The organism is Arthrobacter sp. GQ119, assembly GCF_059759125.1.
The window spans coordinates 48,509-69,015 of sequence record NZ_JCAXEA010000023.1 but is presented as its reverse complement, the minus strand read 5'-3'; the positions used below and the strand labels follow the sequence as shown (position 1 = coordinate 69,015).

19 protein-coding genes and 1 pseudogene are annotated in these 20,507 nt (G+C 64.5%); 15 read left to right on the top strand and 5 right to left on the bottom strand.

Going from position 1 to position 20,507, the window contains the following annotated elements; genetic code table 11:
• The first annotated feature begins 2 nt into the window (after window positions 1-2).
• From AC6CH3_RS19120 to AC6CH3_RS19105, 4 genes are all read left to right on the top strand, one after another.
• Window positions 3-989: an ABC transporter permease gene (locus tag AC6CH3_RS19120; protein ID WP_498133920.1), complete on the top strand. Its 987-nt coding sequence runs from the start codon at window positions 3-5 to the stop codon at window positions 987-989.
• Window positions 990-1,042: 53 nt separating this feature from the next.
• Complete coding sequence (locus AC6CH3_RS19115) at window positions 1,043-2,293, top strand: Tm-1-like ATP-binding domain-containing protein (protein WP_498133919.1); 1,251 nt, start codon at window positions 1,043-1,045, stop codon at window positions 2,291-2,293.
• Window positions 2,290-3,126 (top strand): phosphoenolpyruvate hydrolase family protein, encoded by an 837-nt coding sequence (locus tag AC6CH3_RS19110; protein ID WP_498133918.1) that lies wholly within the window; start codon window positions 2,290-2,292, stop codon window positions 3,124-3,126. The genes AC6CH3_RS19115 and AC6CH3_RS19110 overlap by 4 nt, the downstream gene beginning before the upstream one ends.
• A 522-nt stretch (window positions 3,127-3,648) precedes the next feature.
• A complete protein-coding gene (locus tag AC6CH3_RS19105) occupies window positions 3,649-4,632 on the top strand; it encodes a pyridoxal phosphate-dependent aminotransferase (protein ID WP_498133930.1) in 984 nt (327 codons plus the stop codon).
• A gap of 508 nt (window positions 4,633-5,140) precedes the next feature.
• On the opposite strand, the gene AC6CH3_RS19100 is transcribed toward AC6CH3_RS19105, so the two are convergent.
• Window positions 5,141-5,335 carry a hypothetical protein gene (locus tag AC6CH3_RS19100; protein ID WP_498133917.1) on the bottom strand — a complete coding sequence of 65 codons (195 nt, stop codon included), beginning with the start codon at window positions 5,333-5,335 and terminating at the stop codon, window positions 5,141-5,143.
• Between the two features lie 147 nt (window positions 5,336-5,482).
• Complete coding sequence (locus tag AC6CH3_RS19095; RefSeq protein WP_498133916.1) at window positions 5,483-5,743, bottom strand: DUF8462 domain-containing protein; 261 nt, start codon at window positions 5,741-5,743, stop codon at window positions 5,483-5,485.
• 1,307 nt (window positions 5,744-7,050) lie between these two features.
• On the opposite strand from AC6CH3_RS19095, the gene AC6CH3_RS19090 reads away from it, so the two are divergent.
• From AC6CH3_RS19090 to AC6CH3_RS19050, 9 genes are all read left to right on the top strand, one after another.
• Window positions 7,051-7,296: a hypothetical protein gene (locus AC6CH3_RS19090; RefSeq protein WP_498133915.1), complete on the top strand. Its 246-nt coding sequence runs from the start codon at window positions 7,051-7,053 to the stop codon at window positions 7,294-7,296.
• A gap of 78 nt (window positions 7,297-7,374) precedes the next feature.
• Window positions 7,375-8,007: a helicase associated domain-containing protein gene (locus AC6CH3_RS19085; RefSeq protein WP_498133914.1), complete on the top strand. Its 633-nt coding sequence runs from the start codon at window positions 7,375-7,377 to the stop codon at window positions 8,005-8,007.
• Window positions 8,008-8,229: 222 nt separating this feature from the next.
• A complete protein-coding gene (phnD, locus tag AC6CH3_RS19080; RefSeq protein WP_498133913.1) occupies window positions 8,230-9,117 on the top strand; it encodes a phosphate/phosphite/phosphonate ABC transporter substrate-binding protein in 888 nt (295 codons plus the stop codon).
• Window positions 9,114-9,944, top strand: coding sequence for a phosphonate ABC transporter ATP-binding protein (gene phnC, locus AC6CH3_RS19075; RefSeq protein ID WP_498133912.1), 831 nt, complete (start codon window positions 9,114-9,116; stop codon window positions 9,942-9,944). Before phnD ends, phnC begins: the two co-directional genes overlap by 4 nt.
• Window positions 9,913-10,818, top strand: a complete 906-nt coding sequence (gene phnE, locus AC6CH3_RS19070; protein WP_498133911.1) for a phosphonate ABC transporter, permease protein PhnE — start codon at window positions 9,913-9,915, stop codon at window positions 10,816-10,818. Before phnC ends, phnE begins: the two co-directional genes overlap by 32 nt.
• Before the next feature lie 7 nt (window positions 10,819-10,825).
• Window positions 10,826-11,659, top strand: a complete 834-nt coding sequence (locus tag AC6CH3_RS19065; protein ID WP_498133910.1) for a tyrosine-protein phosphatase — start codon at window positions 10,826-10,828, stop codon at window positions 11,657-11,659.
• Complete coding sequence (locus AC6CH3_RS19060) at window positions 11,652-12,308, top strand: TetR/AcrR family transcriptional regulator (protein ID WP_498133909.1); 657 nt, start codon at window positions 11,652-11,654, stop codon at window positions 12,306-12,308. Before AC6CH3_RS19065 ends, AC6CH3_RS19060 begins: the two co-directional genes overlap by 8 nt.
• Before the next feature lie 124 nt (window positions 12,309-12,432).
• Window positions 12,433-13,971, top strand: coding sequence for an alkaline phosphatase D family protein (locus AC6CH3_RS19055; protein ID WP_498133908.1), 1,539 nt, complete (start codon window positions 12,433-12,435; stop codon window positions 13,969-13,971).
• On the top strand, window positions 13,968-14,135 hold the full coding sequence (locus AC6CH3_RS19050; RefSeq protein ID WP_498133907.1) for a hypothetical protein: 168 nt from the start codon (window positions 13,968-13,970) through the stop codon (window positions 14,133-14,135). Before AC6CH3_RS19055 ends, AC6CH3_RS19050 begins: the two co-directional genes overlap by 4 nt.
• A gap of 98 nt (window positions 14,136-14,233) precedes the next feature.
• Here AC6CH3_RS19050 and AC6CH3_RS19045 read toward each other — a convergent pair.
• Window positions 14,234-14,467, bottom strand: a pseudogene (locus AC6CH3_RS19045) (PDDEXK nuclease domain-containing protein); the annotation flags it as partial.
• Window positions 14,468-15,200: 733 nt separating this feature from the next.
• On the opposite strand from AC6CH3_RS19045, the gene AC6CH3_RS19040 reads away from it, so the two are divergent.
• Window positions 15,201-15,782, top strand: coding sequence for an IclR family transcriptional regulator (locus tag AC6CH3_RS19040; RefSeq protein ID WP_498133906.1), 582 nt, complete (start codon window positions 15,201-15,203; stop codon window positions 15,780-15,782).
• 122 nt (window positions 15,783-15,904) lie between these two features.
• Here AC6CH3_RS19040 and AC6CH3_RS19035 read toward each other — a convergent pair whose 3' ends face one another.
• Together AC6CH3_RS19035 and AC6CH3_RS19030 are read right to left on the bottom strand one after the other, a co-directional pair.
• Window positions 15,905-17,959 carry an ABC transporter ATP-binding protein gene (locus AC6CH3_RS19035; RefSeq protein WP_498133905.1) on the bottom strand — a complete coding sequence of 685 codons (2,055 nt, stop codon included), beginning with the start codon at window positions 17,957-17,959 and terminating at the stop codon, window positions 15,905-15,907.
• Complete coding sequence (locus AC6CH3_RS19030) at window positions 17,956-19,704, bottom strand: ABC transporter ATP-binding protein (RefSeq protein WP_498133904.1); 1,749 nt, start codon at window positions 19,702-19,704, stop codon at window positions 17,956-17,958. Before AC6CH3_RS19030 ends, AC6CH3_RS19035 begins: the two co-directional genes overlap by 4 nt.
• A 183-nt stretch (window positions 19,705-19,887) precedes the next feature.
• Here AC6CH3_RS19030 and AC6CH3_RS19025 point away from each other — a divergent pair, with 183 nt between their 5' ends.
• Window positions 19,888-20,406: a YbaK/EbsC family protein gene (locus AC6CH3_RS19025; protein WP_498133903.1), complete on the top strand. Its 519-nt coding sequence runs from the start codon at window positions 19,888-19,890 to the stop codon at window positions 20,404-20,406.
• Window positions 20,407-20,507: the final 101 nt, after the last annotated feature.

The following is a 20,507-nucleotide window of genomic DNA, read 5'->3' as shown; positions in this document are numbered from 1 at the left end:
CCATGACAACTATTCTCGAACCGGTCGACCAATCATCGAAGAATTCAATAAAGCAGATCGTCAGCAATTTCAACTGGCGCCAGAACCTTATTTACGTTGGCTTCGTAGTCATCTTCGTGCTCTTTGCGATCACGCTCAACGACCGGGGATTCCTCACCTCGGACAACCTGCTCAACATCGTGCGGCAGACCTCAACCATCTCCGTCATGGCAGTCGGCGTCGTATTCGTCATTGCCGCGGCACAAATCGACCTCTCGGTCGGCGCCACCGCGGGTCTCGCTTCCGTCACAACGGCGATGACGATCAACTCCGCTGGGCTGGTGCCAGGCATCATCGCCGGCCTCGCCACGGGCGTTATCGTCGGGTTGCTTAACGGCTTCTTCGTCAGCGTCGTGGGAGTCCCCTCATTCCTTGCAACGCTGGGCATGCTCGGCATGGCCCAGGGCGCGGCCATGTGGATCACCGGTGCGGCACCCCAAGGCATCAACGACCTCGACTTCACTTTCCTGTTCGGCGACAGCAACATCGGACCCATCCCCGGGCTGCTCGTGTGGACCTTGGTGATCGTGCTGATCGGGCATATAGGCCTTCGTCGAACGGGATTCGGCCGCCAGGTCCTGGCCACTGGTGGCAACAGCAAAGCTGCGGCATTCAGCGGCGTCCACACCAAACGGGTCGTCTTCCTTGTCCTGCTCCTATCCAGCATCCTAGCGGCGCTAGCCGGAATGCTCTACGCAGGACGGTTCCACACCGGCAGCTACAACACGGGCACAGGTGACGAGCTTTCCGTTATCGCAGCGGTGATCCTTGGCGGCACGAGCCTCTTTGGCGGTCGCGCCTCCGTGATCGGGGCCCTTCTCGGGTCACTGATGATTGGTCTCCTAAACAACGGACTGATCCTGATGGGCCTCGACAGCGCCCAGCAGCAGGTAGCCCGAGGGGCAATCATCATCCTCGCCGTCGCAGTAACAGCCCGCCGTCGGGTCTAGGTGCACCTCCGCAATCCGCTGCACTGTCTAACCACATCCACAAAGGAGCAATCATGACGCCAACAGTAGTTTTGTTGGGCACACTGGACACGAAGGGCACCGAGTACGACTACTTCCGGCGGTGCCTGATCGAAGCGGGCGTCGACGTCGTAGTGGTCGACACAGGCATCCGCGGCCCGAACGGTGCCGAGCCCGACGTCGACCGCGACGAAGTCGCTCAACTGGGAGGTTCCAGCATCCCCGAGCTGATCGAGGCCAGCGACAGGGCCCATGCATTGGATGTGATGTCGCTTGGCGCTTCAACCGTCCTGCTGCGCCTGCATGCTGAGGGGAAGCTCGATGCCGTGGCCGGTTTGGGCGGCACCGGAGGCTCCACCCTCATCAGCCGTGCGATGCAGGCCCTGCCCGTCGGCGTTCCCAAGTTGCTGGTATCCACCGTTGCCTCCGGAGACACGCGCCCCTACGTCGGGGACACCGACATCCTGATGATGAATTCGATCGTAGATATCGCAGGAATCAACAGAATCTCGAGCCGCATCATCGCCAACGCCGCGGGCGCCGCGGCGGGCATGGCCAAGGTGGCACCGCCGGAGAATTCCGGCAAGCGGCCGGTGGTGGGGGCAACGATGTTCGGGCTAACGACCCCTTGCGTATCCATAGCGAGGCAGTACCTGGAAGAGCGCGGGTACGAGGTGATTGTTTTCCACGCCACCGGTTCCGGCGGAAGGGCCCTGGAAAACCTCGTCGACGCGGGCATGGTCGACGCGATGCTCGACATCACGACGACCGAGCTTGCCGACAACCTCGTTGGCGGCGTCTTCTCGGCAGGCCCCGGGCGCCTCACGGCCGCCGGACGGGCGGGAATCCCGCAGGTCGTGTCCGTTGGGGCCATCGACATGGTGAACTTTGGTGCCGTTTCAACGGTCCCGCAAAAGTTTGAAAACCGCACCTTCCATCGCCATAACGACACCGTGACGCTCATGCGGACGACAGGTGAGGAGTGCGACCAGCTCGGGCGGGAAATAGCCGTGAAACTCAATGCAGCCAAGGGGCCAGTGGCCGTCTACCTGCCGTTGAAAGGCACCTCCGGCATCGCAACCGAAGGCAACTCGTTCCACGACCCCGTCGCAGACGAGCGGTTGTGGACCGCGATCCAGGACCACAGCGGAGACGGAACCGAGATCCACACCCATGACTGTGACATCAACGAACCCGAGTTCGGCCTGGCCATGGCCGCCCGCCTGCACGACATGTACACAGACTCCACAAACGAAGCCGACCACGATAGGACAACGACACCATGACTAGACACCTCCTGGCCCAGAGACTCAAGGACGAGATCGCAGCCGGCCGCGTCATCGTTGGCGCCGGTGCAGGAACCGGGCTCTCGGCCAAATGCGCGGAAGCGGGCGGAGCCGACCTCATCATCATCTACAACTCCGGCCGCTACCGCATGGCCGGGCGTGGGTCCTTGGCCGGACTCCTTTCCTACGGTGATGCCAACGCAGTGGTGGTCGACATGGCCCGCGAAGTGCTCACCATCGTCAACGATGTCCCCGTCCTGGCCGGTGTCTGTGGCACTGACCCGTTCAGGAATATGAACGTCTTCCTGCGCGAGCTGAAGGAACTTGGTTTCGCTGGAGTCCAGAATTTCCCGACGGTTGGACTCATTGACGGGCAGTTCCGACAGAACCTCGAGGAAACAGGAATGAGCTATGACCTGGAAGTCGACATGATCCGCGAAGCGAGCAACCTTGGGCTACTGACATCACCCTATGTCTTCTCCACGGAAGACGCCCGAGCCATGGCGGAGGCTGGCGCCGACATCCTCGTGGCACATATGGGTCTGACGACGTCGGGAACGATTGGTGCCCAGACAGCCAAGAGCCTGGACGAATGCGTCACAGAAGTCCAGGCGATCGCGGATGCCGGGCTCGAGGTCAATCCGGACATCATTGTTCTCTGCCACGGCGGTCCGATCGCCGGTGTGGAGGACGTGGCATACGTCCTGGACCGCACCAGCGGCGTGATGGGTTTCTTCGGGGCGTCAAGCGTCGAGCGGCTGCCGACGGAAACGGCAATGACGGAACATATGCGAAAACTAAAAGCCACTTCCTTCGAGCGCACCGCGGTGTAAGGTCCGGCCATCCAGCGGGTGGCAGCAGCGATAGGGACAGCCGGCCCGCATACAGGACCGGGAGAGCAGGGGCGCATGAATCAGGAAGAATGCCCGGCTTGCCGGGCCCCGGTTTGGTACGCCCAGCATGAACTCACAAGGCGGGCAGTGATGCTGGACCGGGATCCGAAGCCGGGCGGCACCTACCACGTTGTCAGGGACCTACAGGGACGGCTGGTAGTGCGAAGTGTGTACGGCCGCCCGGCGGGCGGGGATGGACAGCACTTATTCAGGGCCCATTCCTGCGGCACCGACCCGGGTACGGGTAGCTTCGAACACTTCGTGGTCCTGCCGGACTGAACTGGCTCTGAAGGAGCCCAAGCAAAGGAGTCTGAATTGCCAAGCGAAGTTCGGCGTCCATTTGGGCACTCGGCGTGGGCGGCGCCCTATCAATCCCTTGCCCCACTCGTGCTTGGCTCGAGTGTCGTCGCCCCATTAGAGCTCGGCGAACTGGCGGCCATCGCGGGAATCGATGTCATTGACATGGCGCCCCCGGCCTTACTGTTCGAATACGGTCCGCCAGGAGGTTCTCTGGACCTTCGGGAGCGAATAGCTTTCGGTATGCCAGGGCTCATGGCAGACAATGTGACCGTCACGGCCGGAGCAGGCGACGCCCTGGCCATGGTGGCTGAGCTAACCTGCCATCCAAATGCCCACGTGATAATCGAAACACCCGCGCACGAGAGTGCCCTGGTGACGGCGCAAAGGAGGGGGTGCGCCGTCACCTTGCTAAGGGCTCCCGTGACTCCCGAGTCGATCATCGAACATGTACGTTCCTCGACTACCGCAGTGTTCCTGAGCTCACCGCACAACCCCACTGGCCAAGTACTGACCGCCGCCATGCTGACCGAGGTCGCAACAAAGCTGGTCAGCGTTGGCGCGCTTCTTGTCGTTGACGAGGTTTACCGAGGACTGCCGCTCGGGGTCCAGGAAGTACCGCCGGCCGTTGCCGCTCTGGTGCCCAACGGCGTCTCGATTGGAAGCCTGTCCAAGGTTCATGGCTTGCCGGGACTCCGCCTCGGCTGGGCGGCAGGACCAATGATGGTCGTTGACGACGTGCGCTCGCTCCAGCGCTGGACATCACGATCGCCTGCTGTGACAAGCGAAGTGATCGCGAAGGTGGCACTGAGCAACAGCGAAGCATTGTTGTCCCGGGCCAAATCATTGATCTACGACAGTTACGTCGAACTTGCGGCCCTGTGCGACAGAGCGCCCGGAATTCGGCTCACCGTGCCCGACGGCGGTACCACCGTTTTTCCCGAAGTGGACGTTCTCGACGTGGATGAGTGGTGTGGCAGCGTGGCGGAGGAGTTTGGTCTCCTCGTAGCGCCGGGGAATGCGTGCTTCGGCATTCCTGGCCGTGTGCGGATCAACCTCGGGCTCCGGCCGCAGACAAGGGCGCAGGCGTTTCCGTTGCTGGCACAGGCACTCGCAAAGGTCCGTAGAGAGGCAGCCACCAGGCGTTGACGGGGCAATGATTTGCGGCCGGCGCCTTCGCCGGTTGGCCTATGCAGCCGCGCCTCGCTACTGCGCGCTTCAGAAGCGAACACGAGAAAGCTGGACCATGCAAACCACCATTGATCTCCCGATCACCGTGACCGCAAGCGACCGTGCCGCATGGAGCGCCTGCTCGACGAAGCCGTGGCCGTCGCCAAGGCGCGGGCATTCATGAAGGGCGCCAGAGGATCTTGGTGACGAGGCAAGACTACGGCACCTTCAAAGTCGATCTCAGTGATGCCGTGCCCTTCGGGCTGACGCGCGAACATCAGGACTGGTAATTCAACCTACGTCCTGCATATGTGTTGGTCTCACTGAAGTTGGCAACGCTGACGGGGTTTTGCCAAGTTTACTGAGACAGATCTTGCTCCCATCTCATTGAAGCTGGCAATTCCGTAGAACGTGCATGTCGGCCGCCGGCCCGACGCGGCTCTGGTTTCTGATCGGCGGATTGCGACAATCTGGTGGCACGGGCCTCTCACCGGCCGATGCCGGGGCCACGGCCCTGGTGCGGCGTCTGGTCGTCGGTGCGGCGGGTCTCGTCGCGGCGGGCTTGTTCTTGGATGCGGCGGGCTTTGATCTGTTCCCGTGCTTCTTTGACTGCTTCCGGGCTCTTGGTGTCGGCGTCGGGCGGGTGGTTCTTGGCCCGGTTCTCGCGGACCTTGCGAGCCATTCCGATTCTTCGAAGACAAAGATGCATGGCCGTTTAGGGCACGCCCCAACCTGACGTCAGGCGCGGACATGTATGGCTGTCAGAATAGGCCCGAATTCGCCATTTCCGGACACGCCTTCGCGAAGGTCTCAGACTTCAACCTGACGGTCACGGCGAAAGAGCAATTGCAGGGGACCCAGGAAGGTATTCGCGCAGGCCGGGCATGGCGAAGTCGACCTTGCCGTAACCGGCTGATTCGATGAGGCCGGCCGCGATGAGTCTTTTTCGGTATTTAGAGACGACATTGGGCTGGGACTTCATGATTTGCCCGATCTGCGCAGCCGTCGAAGGGCCATCCTGCACTGCCATGGCATCAAGTAACTCGCGGTCCTTGTCGGAGATGTCCGAAAGTGCGGATTCGACGATCACCAGAGTGTTCCTTCGCAGCGCAGCAGCGACGGCACGGCGGACGCCAGACTGATCCAGAACCCAGTTGGCCTTATCGCCTTCCATCCAGAGGTAGTAGCCAACGAGCTGGATGAGGAACGGCTAGCCTTCAGTGGCTTCCGCCGCTTCGGCAACCAGTTCAGCAGGAACCCGGAAAGGCAGCAGCAAGACGTGGAGCAGCAAAGGTACACGCAGGACCCCGGCGGCCTGCGCTGGGAGTCTGCTCTAGAGATCACGAGCTACAGCGCCAACAGAGGGCTGATAGCGGACATAGGGTCAAGCTGGCGAGGAATGGCACAGGGAGGCGCAACTGCTTCAGAGTGCCGGGCAGGACCGGGCGAAAGCTCCTCCCAATTGTCCAGACTGCTTTGGACAATTGGTGACAGCGTCGGACTCGTGGTGCAGCGGAAGGCAGCACAGACATCTGGCTGCGGCAATGATGCAGACAAGGTCTGCACCATTGGACGATTGAAACGCAGTCAGCAGCGTCCTGTTGCCGAGGGCCGCCCTGATGCGTTTTGGGCCCCTCCGGTCAAGGGAAACTGGCACAAGCTCGGGGCCGGCGGGCACCGAGGGGTCCTGCCCTGGTTCCGGCCGCCGGTCCGCTGGTGCCAAGCGGTCGCGGAATTTGCAGGGTTTATCGTCGTGACGGTGATGAGGTGCTGCAGGAGTGCCCACTCCGGTTCATCGGGGTTCGCGGCCAGCAGATCCCGCAGGTGCCTCCTAGCCCGTTCCCCTCCGGGGACGGTATCGGTCAGGACGTCGTTGATTAGCTCCAGGACCTGACTGCGTAGTGTCATCCCGTCCACATCATGGGGCAGCGAGTCAGGAAATCCGGGCTCGGGGTTCTGGCTTGCCTCGGTGGTTGCCGTGAGAAAAAACTCGTCCCTGGACATCGGCTATCCCTTTATGATCTGGGCACACCGGCTGATTCGGTGCTGGACAGAACGCCCCTCCCGCGCACGCGGCTCTGACCTGCAAGAAATTTACAACGGAACAAGTGAAACGTTGCCATTCCAACGACTAACTTTCATCGAAGAAAGCATGAATTTCCCGTGCAGTAGCGTTCTTGCAGGAATCGCGGGCTTAGACTTCTCCCCAAAACTCGTGGCATGTGCGCCCCTTTGGATGCCGTACGCGCTGCTGAAGGATGATGGGCGAGCAGAGATGCCCCCTGGTTGCTGTCGTGGCCCATCACCCCGACATTGGGAAGTCATTTCGCGGAAACGCCTGCGCAACCATGAGGGGACACACTGGTTCAGGCGGTAGCGGTATGGAGGGAGCCTGATATGGATGCGGCACAAGTGATGGCGTGTTCTGAGTTGGCGGTCGGAGACCACTTTGAGGCACGGCGTGATGGGCGCGTCCTGCACCGCGGGCGGGTGCTGGCCGTCATTCCGGCGTTGGAGCTGTTCTGGATTCTTGATGCCAGAACGGATACCCGTCAGCTGCTGGATCTGGAGATGCTGCGCGTGCTGCGTTGCCCCGTGTCGGCTGTCGCTGACCTGCCTGATCCGAAACCGTCGGCAGCGTGAGAACCGCAGTGGTCAGGAGCACGGTTCGTGGAATGATCCCGGTGGTGCGGTCCTGTGACTAGGAGCCGGTCTGGCGCGTTGTCTAGTCCTAACTGGGTTCTCCTGTACCGGGCCGGCCTGTCCCGACAGCAGATCGTTGAACTCACCGGCGCCCCGCCGTCGACGGTGAGCTACCACCTCGCCGCCGCAAAGGCCGCGGACCCGGCACTGAAAACCGCCCATGCCGCGGCCGCCGGCAAGTCAACCACACAGGTCCCAATGCCGGGCTTGAAGCGCATGAACCAAGTAATTGCGATGGTCCGGGCAACAGGACGCTATCCGTCACCGTCGGCAGATGCTGCATGGGAACGGAAGCTGGCCGGATGGCTGCGACGCCGCCGCCGCGACGCCAATGCCGGACTTCTGGACCCCGCCGTTGCTGCCGGCCTGGCCGTGCTGCCGGACTGGCGTCACCGGAGCGGTCATATGGAACGGGAGACGATCTGGCAGGACCGGCTGGCCACTCTCATCGAATATCGGGCAGCAGATCACGACTGGCCACGCCGGAAAAAAGCGGAAAACGATGCGGAGCGCGAGTTAGGCAAGTGGCTGCAGGCCCAGAGGTTCAAACTCGGCCGCGGCACGCTCAGCACCGAAAAGGCCACCGAGCTGGACACCGCCCTGCCGGGATGGCGGACCGGCAGGAAGAACAGGACGAAAACCGGAACCTAAGCACAGCTGGCCACCATGGTCGACCCGGTTCACGTCTGAGGAGTGCTCAGGGGACAAGAAAGGTCCGAGCTGCGGTCCTGACGATCTGTATGCAACAGGTGCTTCCGCGCTGACCAACAATTAACCTTCAGGCCATTCAAGGTATGGCAGTCTCGTAATTCCGATTCAGATACCGGTGGTTTCGTAATTCCGTCACCCCCAACACTGACGGAAGGCACCACCATGCACGCTCGTGCAGGCATCATCGCCGCTTCGCTTCTCGGACTGCTCGCCCTCACCGGATGTTCCGGCGGAGCCAGCGCCTCCTCCGGCTCTCCCTCCAAGGAACTCACGTTCGCCACTCCGCCGGGCACCGACGATCCGGAGGAGCAGCAGATCATGGCCGATCTCGCCACCATGGTGGGCGATGCCTCCGGCCGCACGGTCAAAAACCTCCAGCCCGCCGATTACCTTGGCGTCGTTGAAGCAGTCCGCAACGGCTCTGTGGATGTCGCGGTCCTCAGCCAGTTCTCCGCAGCACTCGCCTACAAGACCGACAGCGTGGATCCGCTCCTGGTCTGGGGCGCCAGCACGGAACCCGCCAGCTTCTGTCTCACCCGGACCGACAGCGGCATCAACACTCCGGCCGACGTCAAGGGCCGCCAGGTCGCCTTCGTGGACCCTGGCTCCACCACCGGCTACTTCATGCCCAAGGCACTGCTGGCCAAGACCGGCCTAACCGACGGCACCGACTACAAGAGCACCTTCGCCGGCTCCCACGACTCCGCCGTCATGGCCATGGTCAACGGCAACGTCGACGTCGCGTGCACCGCCCGCCAGCTCTACCCCACCTTCCTGGAAAAGAAGGTCTTCACCGAGGACAACGTCAAGGTCATCGCCAAGTCCGACCCCATCCCGGTGGGCATCTCCATCGTCGTCCGCAAAGACCTCGACGAACAGGCCCGCGCAGCCCTCAAGGAGAAGCTGCCCGCCCTCATGGCCGGCAACGAGAAGGTCGCAAAGACCCTCGGCCTCACCGGCAAGCCCGCCGCCGACCCCGAATTCAGTACGTACGAACCACTGGTCAAGGTTGCCGAATCCGTCGGTGTGGACCTCGAGGACCTCCGGTGAGCAGCCCCGCGATCACTCGCCCCACCGTCACCCCCGCTGCCAGCCTGACACAAGAAAGCCCGACGGCGGCACCTCCGACCGTCGTCGGCCGTCGCCTCCGCGTCCAATACGGCGAACAAGTCGCCCTGAATAATGTTGACCTGACCGTCTACCCCGGTGAAGTGGTGGCCCTCCTGGGGCACTCCGGCTCCGGGAAGTCCACGCTCATGAAAACGCTCACCGGCATCACCCCCTTCACCGCCGACGCGCTCGACGTCGCCGGGCGCGACGTCGCGACGCAGCCCCCGGCCGGACTGCGGGAACTGCGTTCTGACGTCGGACACGTCTTCCAGCACTTCAACCTGGTCCCCCGGCTCAGCGCCCTGACCAATGTCCTCACCGGCGGCCTCCACAACGCCGGGGCCATCAACATCCTGGGCACATTCAGCTCCGCCCAGCGGGCGCAGGCGCTGGACCTGCTGGACCGTGTGGGCCTGGCGCACAAGGCAAAGCAGCAGTGCCGCAGCCTCAGCGGCGGCGAGCAGCAGCGCGTCGCCATCGCCCGTGCCCTCATGCAGCGGCCGCGACTCATCCTCGCCGACGAACCGGTAGCGTCCCTGGATCCGCGCCTGGCCGGGAACATCCTGGGCCTGCTGGGCGACATCGCCCGCAAGGAACAGATCCCTGTCATTGTCAGCCTGCACGTCGTCGGCCTCGCCCGCCGCTACGCCGATCGGGTCCTCGGCCTGCACTCCGGTGAGGTCGTCTTCGCCGGTCCTGCCGCACTCATCACCGAAAAGGAGGTGCACCAGATCTATGGCACCGACACTGAGCTCCTCGAAAACTGAAACGCAGGCAACCGAGGCCCGGGAACCGCTATCCCGGAAAAACGGCACCGATCTGCCCGCCGCAGCAGCCGGCACAATGCTCGCCGAAGCGGACCGGCTCCGGCTGTCCCGGCCGTTCAGCCTCCCCACGCCGAAGGGGGCGGCGCTCTGGGTGATCATCGCCGTCGTTCTCGTCTGGGCGGGGGCCGGGGCCGGCCTCAGCCCCGACAAGCTGCTCCACGGTCTTCCCAACATGGGCGATTTCCTGTCCCGGCTCTTCCCGCCGACGTTCGACAAGTTTGGCATCATCGCCAAGCTCCTGATCGAAACCCTGCAGATGGCCGTGGTGGGCACCGCACTCGGGGCAGTTGCCTCGCTGCTGCTGAGCTTCGGCGCGGCCAGCAACATCGCCCCGCGCTGGGTCTACACGGGCTGCCGGGCGGTCCTCAACGTACTGCGCTCCATTCCGGAACTCATTTACGCCCTCATGTTCGTCTCAGCTGTGGGCCTCGGGCCGTTCGCCGGCATCCTCGCCATCGTCCTCGGTTCCGTAGGATCCATCGGCAAGATCTACGCCGAGGCCATGGAATCCGTGCAGCCCGGCCCGGTAGAGGCACTCACCGCAGTGGGCGCGGACAAGCGGCAAATCATCACCTATGCCGTCCTCCCGCAGGCCGCTCCCCTGCTGGTCAGCTACACGCTCCTCCTCTTCGAGGGCAACGTCCGCGGTGCCACCATCCTGGGCCTCGTCGGCGCCGGCGGTATCGGTCTGGAGCTCACCACCGCCATGCGCATGTACGACTACGGCCACCTCTGCGCCATCATCATCAGCATCATCGTCCTGGTCAGCATCATCGACCGCCTCAGCGCCTTCATCCGCGCAAAGCTCAGTTAGGAAACCCGTGCAGGAAACCACCCACTACCCCCTTGACTCCCAGTTGAGCGCGCTCGAACTGGACACTCCCGGCCTGGACATTCCCGTGCTGGATCTTGCGCCGGTCAACCTCCGCGACCTCGGCGGCCTCCCCGTTCACGGCGGCACCACCCGCACCGGCGTGCTGCTGCGCAGCGACGACGTCTCCGTGATGCCAGCCGCCTTCGCCCGGCAGATGATCGACGACGGCGTCCGCAGCGTCATCGATCTCCGCTCACCGGAAGAGGCACTCCTCACGGGCCGCGGACCGCTGACACTGCCCGGCGTGAACTACCACCACCTTGCCCTGACGGCCTCGGTCTCCATGCCCCAGGACATCAGCCGAGAGCTCGTATCCGCCTCAGCCACCCCTGCCCTCGTCGGGGAATGGTACGCGAGCCTGGTGGAGACCCAGGCCCGTCAACTGGCACTGGGCGTCACACTCGTGGCGATGGGTGAGGGCGCCACCGTCTTTCACTGCGCGGCCGGCAAGGACCGCACCGGAGTCTTCGCCGCCGTCGTGCTTTCCCTGGTGGGAGCCTCAGCCGACACCGTCTCCGCAGACTACGCCGCGACCGCCGCCCGCCTGCCACGGCTGTACCCGCGGCTCCGGGCAATCCTGGGCCAGCTCATCCCGGAGACACAGCTGGCCGCCGGCCAGGATCAGGGGGCCATGATGGGCGCTCACGCGGCCTCAATGGATGCCATGCAGCAGATGCTCGTGGACCGCCACGGCAGCGTGGCGGAACCCGTGCGCCGGGCAGGACTCAGCGATGCCGTCGTCGAGCAGCTCCGCAACCGACTGGTGAAAACTCATGACTGACACCCTTGCTGACCGCCCGCAGGGCCTCGACCGCAGGCCGGGCAGGCCGCGGGACACCTCACTTGAGGCGTCCGTCCTCTCTGCCACGGCGGATCTGCTCCTGGAGCGGGACACGAAAGAGGTGACCATCGCCGCAATCACCGAACGGTCCGGCGTCAGCCGCGCCGCTGTTTACCGGCGCTGGGCCAGCCGCGAAGAGCTGCTGGCCGCCGCGCTGGACAGTGTGCGGGCCGACGTTGAGCTGGTGCGCGGGGCCACGACGCTTGAGACGATCCTCGGCAGCTATGAGCAGGCGTCCCTGGCTGTCGAGGGGCGCGTGGGAACCCTCGTCAAAAAGCGCGTTGCCATGGGCTTGGAGAACGAGGAGCTGCGGGCGCTGTCGTGGGACCGTCACGTGTCACGCCGCCGGGAACCGATTGCTGAGGAGATTCGCCGGGGCATCGAGACTGGGGAAATCGATCCGGGGGTGGATGTGGAGGCCATGATCGATCTCATCAACGGCCTGCATTACTACCAGTTCGTTGTCCGCGCGCCCTCCGATCCGGCCGAGACGCGTGCACGGGTCCGGGCTGCCGTGCAGCTGGTGTTCCACGGTGCGCGTCCGACATGCCGTCCATCTGCCGGACCTGCCGACGATTCTTCGCCCTGAGGTTCCCCATCGCCGGGGCATGCGGGGAACGTTCGGCGGGCGTTCAGTCAGCATTCATGGTCCGATCAACTGTCATTGCCTGAATGGACGGGACCATCCCCGCCTCCCCTTCAGGAGAGACACCATGCCCCGTTCCTTCACTCCGTCCCGCCGAGGCTTTCTTGCCGCGTCCGGAACCGCCGTCGCAGCGGCCGCCGTCTATGGCTTCTCGGCGGCCCCCGCCTGGGCACAGCCCCGGTTCCCGCAGAACCCGTTCACGCTTGGTGTCGCTTCCGGCGACCCAACCCCCGACGGCGTCGTGCTGTGGACCCGGCTGGCACCCGAACCGCAAGCCGCAGACGGCATGGGAGGCATGCCGCCGTACCAGGTTCAGGTGATCTGGCAGGTCGCCACGGACCCGGACTTCCGCAACGTCGTCACGGCCGGCAGCGAACCGGCCACGCCGGAACTTGCCCATTCCGTGCATGCCGAAGTCGCAGGACTGCAGCCGTCAGCCGACTACTGGTTCCGCTTCCGCGTCGGCAGTGAGGAAAGCCCGGTGGGCCACACCCGCACTGCGCCGGCGGCAGGGTCGGACCCGGCCAGCATCGCGTTCGGCCTGGCGTCCTGCCAGTCCTGGGCCGGCGGCCGGTACGCCGCCTACCGGACCATGGCCCAGGAGGACCTTGACCTCGTGGTGCACGTGGGCGACTACACCTACGAGGGCAGGAACCACGAGTCACTGGCAGACTTCCGAAACAACCACGCCAAGTACAAGGGCTCGGTTGACCTGCAGGCCGCGCACGCAAGGTTCCCTTTCGTGGTGACCTTCGACGACCACGAGATCGAGAACAACTGGGCAGACGGCATCTCACAGCCGGACAAAGAGGCGTCCAACGACCCGCAGCGCTTCCTACAGCTGCGCGCCAACGCGTTCCAGGCCTACTACGAGCACCTCCCGCTGCGGCGGCCGCAGCGGCCGACCGGTCCGGACATGCTGCTGCACCGCCGCCTGGACTACGGCAACCTGGCCAGGTTCCATGTCCTGGACACCCGGCAGTACCGCTCGGACCAGCTGACCGAGAACTTCCCCGGCGGCCCGCAGCACCCCGATGTGTTCGACCCCACACGCACCCTGATGGGCGACGAGCAGGAACAGTGGCTCTTCGGCGGCCTGACCTCCTCAAAGGCACGCTGGAACGTGATCGCCCAGCAGACCATGATGGCCCAGTACGACTACGACCCGGGCGAGATCCTGTCGGTCAACCACGACCAGTGGGACGGCTACGTGGTCTCCCGCAACCGGCTCACCAACTTCATCAACCAGAAGGCGCCGGCCAACCCCGTGGTCCTCACCGGCGACTGGCATGCGGCCTTCGTCAACGACGTCCTGCTCGACCATGCCGACCCTGGCTCGAAAGTGATCGCCACAGAGTTCGTGGGTACCTCGATCAGCTCCGGCTGCGGCTGGGCGCAAGCCATCAAGAATGGACTACCACCCGCTAATCCGCACACCAGCTACATCAACCCCGACAAACGCGGCTGGACCCGGTGCACCGTGACGCCAGAGGAATTCCGCAGCGACTACCTCGTGGTCGCGTCCGCCGCCGACACCGTCTCTCCGGCCGTGATCGATGCCTCGTTCCGGGTTGAGAACGGGCGCCCAGGCGCGAAGCGAGCATGAGAACAAACTCCATGATTGGCCTCACCCACCTCATCGTCAAGGAAGAAGTCAACGGACCCCTGGTAAGGCTCCTAGGAAACACGCGCCCGCACACAGCCCAAACTCTGGACAACTATGTCAACGCCATCAGGAGTCGCGCCGAGCTCCTCGACAGCTGCTTCTAGTACACCCAGCCTCCTTCAGGGTTCAAAGGATGTGACGAGGCGGGTGCGCTTGTCGTGCTGATCTGACTCCCGACGCCGGCCACGGCAAGTGAAGGCGGCTATTGGCTGTCTTCTGTGTCGGCGGCGGGTTCTGCCCATTCCAAAGCAGCTACGAGATGCCCTTCGTTGGGAAGGGCCTCTCGTTCGGCTGCAGGCAGCTTGTCGTACGTATAAGCGGCCACCGCCATCGGTGAGATAGAGCGGCCGAGACTGTACCGGACGCTCCGGTCGTTCTTGGTGCCACAGATCAGGATGCCGACGGTTTCGTTGTGGTGATCGCGCCGGAGCGCGTCGTCGACGAGGGCGACTTAGAAGTTGAGTTTTCCGGCGTTATGGCCAGCTGGCCATAACGCGGGTTATGCGCAGCCAGACGTTATGCCCAAGTCGTCGTTAGCGCTGGCGTGTTGATGGGTCTCGCTGAAGGGGTTCTTCGCATAACGCCCCGCTCTGGTGGGGCGGGGTCTGCGGAGGATCGGTGCGGAGATTCAGGCTAAGGGTCAAGTAGTAGTTGAATGTAGCGTTTGTCCTCCCTTCAGGGAGCGTCTAACTGCACGGTTGGGGTGGGCGGAGTGCGAGAAATGATGGCTCTGCCAGATTCCGTCCGCCGCAGCAGAAGATCGATAAACAAACGCAAGTCGCTGGCACTCTGCCCATAGTCGACGAGGGTCGTTGCAAGCCGAGGCCGGCAAACAGCGTTGATTTCGGTGCCCTCATCCGTCTCGGAGAATCTAATTTCGATGACCTCACCCCAAGTCCAAATGTTGCCGCGGACATAGACATCCACTCCGCCGGGGGCCTCTTCAACTCTTGAGAATCTCCTCTGGCTTTGAACGATTGAACGGATCCTTTCGCGTAGCGCTTCCGATCCAACGTCCAACTTCCACGGATTTGGTCGCTCTTACGCCTTCTACGCGGATTCCCTTGGCTACGGCGACTGCCCTAGCCCGCTGGGTGCGAACTACAGCGATGGGGGTCAGCACAAGAAGGATTAATAGGCACACCGCAAGAAATCCCAGGAGTGGAAACGTGCGCGTTGCCAATGGACGCAGCTATTCCCTGGGACCAACGCTGATCGAATACGGGTTCCAGGCCCTGCACCAGAACCCCCTTCCAGTGGTGGCCCGGCCGGTAATCGAGGAACTCGCCGAACGGGTCCAGGACACAGTGCATTTGGCCATCGAAGAATCGGGACAGGTCCTGTATCTGGACAAGATTCCGGGCAGCCGTGGCGCCGAGATGCGCTCTCGAATTGGCCATCGAATGCCGTTGACTACTACCGGGATCGGCAAGGCCCTCATCCTCGACCGCCAGGACGACTGGACCCGCATCTTCGAAGCCGAGCACCCGGCAACCTCCGACCCCGGTGATTTCCTCAAGCGGATGCGGGAATACGCCAAAGCGGGAGCATCCATGGACCTTGAGGAAAACGAGCCGGGAATCCGTTGTGTGGCAGCACCCATCCGCGATGCCAGCGGCTCCGTGGTTGCGGCCGTCAGCGTGTCGGCAACACGCCCCTTCATGCCCATGCAGCGCATGCGCGCATTGATCCCCGTGATGCAGAAAGCAGCCCGCCAGGTCTCACAGTCGCTGGGCTATGGAGGCCCCTGACCACAGAGCCAGATCCCCTGGCATCCTGCGAGGACTGTTTGCGGTCATTGGTGCCTTGTCGGTACAGGGATTTCGAGCGCCCCTAGAGCGCCTGCCAACCCGCCGCTTGCGAAACGCACCGCCTAAACCTCCGCCGCAGGAGCCGCGAACTGCGCCTCGTACAGCCGCGCATAGGCGCCACCCGCAGCCAACAAGGACGCATGCGTCCCCTGCTCCACGATCTGCCCGGCCTCCATCACCAGGATGAGGTCGGCGTCGCGGATGGTGGACAGCCGGTGCGCAATCACGAAAGAAGTCCGGTCGGACCGCAGGGCACTCATCGCCTTCTGCACCAGCACCTCCGTCCGCGTATCCACCGAAGAAGTCGCCTCATCGAGAATCAGCACCGAAGGCCGGGCCAGGAACGCGCGGGCAATCGTCAGCAGCTGCTTCTCGCCGGCGGACACGTTGGACCCCTCATCTTCAAGAAGAGTGTCGTACCCCTCCGGCAGCGAGTGCACGAACCGGTCCACGTACGTCGCCCGCGCAGCTTCGAGAATTTCAGACTCAGTAGCTGAGGGCCGGCCGTATGCGATGTTGTCGCGGATCGACCCGCCGAACAGCCACGTATCCTGCAGCACCATGCCCATCCGCGAGCGCAGCTCGCGCCGGGAGACGGAGGTGACGTCCACGCCGTCGAGCGTTATCCGCCCCGCGTCAATCTCGTAGAACCGCATCATCAGGTTCACCAGCGTCGTCTTCCCCGCGCCCGTCGGGCCGACAATCGCCACCGTCTGCCCGGGCTCGGCAACGAGACTGAGAGAAGAAATCAGCGGCCTGTCCGGTGAATAGGAGAACGACACGTTCTCGAACACCAGCCGCCCGCGCCCGCCATCGGAGGACCGCCCGCCGGGCGGCACAGAAGAAGGAACAGGATCCGGCAGCTGCTCGTCCTCGTCCAGCAGCTCGAACACCCGCTCCGCCGACGCCACGCCGGACTGCAGCAGGTTGGCCATGGACCCCAGCTGCGCCAGCGGCTGGGTGAACTGCCGCGAGTACTGGATGAACGCCTGCACATCGCCCAGCTGCATCGCCCCGGTCGCCACCTGCAGGCCTCCCACCACGGCGATCCCCACGTACACCAGGTTCCCGATGAACGTCATGGCCGGCATGATCAGCCCGGAGATGAACTGCGCGCCGAAGCTCGCGTCATACAGCTCCGCGTTCTTCTGCCGGAACCGCTCCCCCACCTCCTGCTGCCGGCCGAACACCTTCACCAGCGCATGCCCGGTGTACGTCTCCTCGATCTGCCCGTTCAGCTCGCCGGTGTGCTTCCATTGCGCCACGAACAGCTTCTGCGAGCGCTTGGCGATCAGCGCCGTCGTCACGAGCGTCAGCGGAATCGTCACCAGCGCAATCAGCGCCAGCGTGGGCGAAAGCAGGAACATCATCAGCAGCACGCCCACCACTGTCAGAACGGAGAGCACCGCCTGGCTGAGCGTCTGCTGCAGGCTCTGCGAGATGTTGTCCACATCGTTCGTCACCCGGCTCAGCAGCTCGCCGCGCTGGATCGAGTCGAAATACCGCAGCGGCAGCCGGTTGACCTTCGCCTCGATCCGCTCCCGCAGCCGGAACACCGTCCGCTGCACCACGCCGTTGAGCACGTACGCCTGGATCCACATGAACCCCGACGCCAGCACATACAGCGCCAGCGCCCACAGCAGCACGCTCGACAGCGCCGTGAAGTCTATCCCCGCGCCGGGCGTCAGCGGCATGGCACTGAGCATGTCCGCCCGCGGGTCCTCCCCCGCCTCCCGCAGCTGCTGCACCAGCTCGGCCTTGCCCACCCCGGCGGGCAGCTCCTTCGACACCACCCCGGCGAAAATCAGGTTGGTGCCCTCGCCCAGGAGCCTCGGCCCGATCACAGACAGCGTCACCCCGGCCACACCCAGCACGAAGACCAGCACCAGCCACAGCCGTTCCGGCCGCAGCTGCCCCAGCAGCCGTTTCGCGGACGGCCCGAAGTTCAACGCCTTCTCCGCGGGGATGTTCATCCCCGCGAACGGTCCGCCGCGGCCAGGTCCGGCCGCCGGGCGGGGAATGCGGACGACGTCGGCACTCCCCGTTTTGCCGGCCCCTGCGGTTCCGGTGCCGGTGGAGGAAGCAGCGCCCGACGGCGGGCGGTGCGGCGCGCTCATACCGCCTCCTCCGCCGCCAGCTGGGAGGAGACGATCTCCCGGTACGTCTCGGACGTCTCCAGCAGCTCGCCGTGCGTTCCGCGCCCGACGATCCTGCCGTCCTCGAGCACCAGGATCTGGTCCGCGTCGGCGATGCTGGACACGCGCTGGGCGATGATCACCAGCGTGGCCCCGGAGGTGTCACGCTTGAGCGCCTGCCGCAGCCGGGCATCCGTGGCGGTGTCCAGCGACGAGAACGAGTCGTCGAAAATGTAGAGCTCTGGCTGCTTCACCAGCGCCCGGGCAATCGCGAGCCGCTGCCGCTGCCCGCCGGAGACGCTGGTGCCGCCCTGCGAGATGGGCGCATCCAGCCCACCCTCCATCTCCCGGACGAAATCCTGCGCCTGCGCCGTGGCCAGCGCCCGCCACAGCTCCTCCTCGGTGGCATCCGGCTTGCCGTAGAGCAGGTTGCTGCGGACCGTTCCGGAGAACAGGTAGGGCCGCTGCGGCACCAGCCCGATGTGGCCCCACAGCAGGTCCGGGTGCAGCTCGCGGACGTCCACGCCGTCGAACTTCACGGAACCGGAGGTCGCATCGAAAAGCCGCGGCAGCAGGTTCACCAGCGTGGTCTTGCCGGACCCGGTGCTGCCGATGATCGCCGTCGTCTGCCCCGACCGGGCAGTGAAACTGATGCCGGACAGGACGGGCTGCTCGGCACCCGGGTAGGCGAACCCGACGTCGTGCATCTCCAGCTCGCCGCTGCCCGCGCCGCCAATGCCCGCGCCGGCGGCGACCGGATGCTCCGGCGGCCGCACGCTGGACTCCGTGTCCAGCACCTCGCCGATCCGGTCGGCCGAGACCGCGGCGCGGGGAATCATCACCGCCATGAACGTGGCCATCATGACGGACATCAGGATCTGCAGCAGGTAGCTCAGGAACGCGATCAGCGTCCCCACCTGCATGGAGCCGTCCTCGATCCGGAACGAACCGAACCAGATCACCGCCACGCTGGAGACGTTCAGCACCAGCATCACCACCGGGAATGCGAGCGCCATCAGCCGCCCGGCCCGCAGCGCCGTGTCCGTGACGTCCTCGTTGGCGCGGGTGAAGCGGGCGGTTTCGATGTCCTCCCGCACGAACGCCCGCACCACACGGATGCCGGTGAGCTGCTCGCGAAGCACCCTGTTCACGGTGTCGATCCGCACCTGCATCTTGCGGAACAGCGGCACCATCCGGGTGATGATCAGCCCGACCCCTGCCAGCAGCACGGGCACGCTGACCGCGATCAGCCAGGACAGCTGCGCATCCTGCCGGACGGCCATGACCACCCCACCGATACTGAGCATGGGCGCGGCCACCATCAGCGTGGCGGACATCAGCACCAGCTGCTGGACCTGCTGGACGTCGTTGGTGGAGCGGGTGATGAGGCTCGGCGCCCCGAACCGGGTGACCTCCTGCTCAGAGAACTCCCCCACCCGGGTGAAGATCGCATCGCGCAGGTCACGGCCCAGGCCCATGGCTGCCTTCGCCCCGAAGTACACGGCCACCACCGCGCAGGCGATCTGCAGCAGGGTGATGAACAGCATCAGGGTCCCCACGCTCAGGATGTACCCGGTGTCCCCCTTCGCGACGCCTTCGTCGATGATGTCCGCGTTGAGCGTGGGCAGGTACAGGGACGCGATGGACTGCGCCAGCTGGAAGATCACGACGGCGATCAGCAGCCGCCGCTGCGGCCGCAGGTATTCAACAAGCAGCTTCCAGAGCATCCGGGCTCCACTTCCCGCCGGCAAGGTTCCGGGGAACTGGAGTTCCGGCGGACCCCGCGCAAACAGATTCGAAGGCCAGTGTACGTCCGGCGCCTTGGGCCCGGCCGTGACCCGTGCGGGCGCAGGGCCAACGGGGCGGCGCGCTGCTGGTGGCGGTATTTTGGAACGGACGAGAGGAACCCCGTGACCGACACGATACTGATGGCCGAGGTGGCCGACGCCCTGGAGCGCCACGGCGTCCGCCACGAAGTACTCGGGTGCTCCCCGGAGCTCGCGGACACGGCGGCGTTCTGCGAGCACTACGGATTCACCCTCGAGGAGGCGGCCAACACCATCGTCGTGACGTCGAAGAAGGTGGATCCGCCCTCGTACGCGGTGTGCGTGGTGCTCGGCACCACGCGGCTCGACGTAAACCGCGCCGTGTGCGGGCTGCTGGGCGTCAAGCGGGCCTCCTTCGCCGACGCCGAAACCACCACGGCGGTGACCGGGATGCTCATCGGCGGAGTGACCGTTCCCGGCATCGAGGGGCTGCCCGTCTACGTGGACCGTGCGGTACTGGACGCGGAGCGGGTTGTCATGGGCGGCGGGAACAGGTCCAGCAAAATCGTCCTTGCACCGGCCGAACTCCTCAAGCTGCCCGGCGTCGAGGTAGTGGACGGCCTGGCCACACCGCGTGATCCCGCGGACCTGCTGCGGGACTGACGCCGGGTCCACTTTCCGCAATTGGCTCTGGTACGGCTGCGTGTCCGTTCCCTAGCGTGGGTGGGAACGCCAACGTATTTGAAACGAAAGAGCAAGCCGCC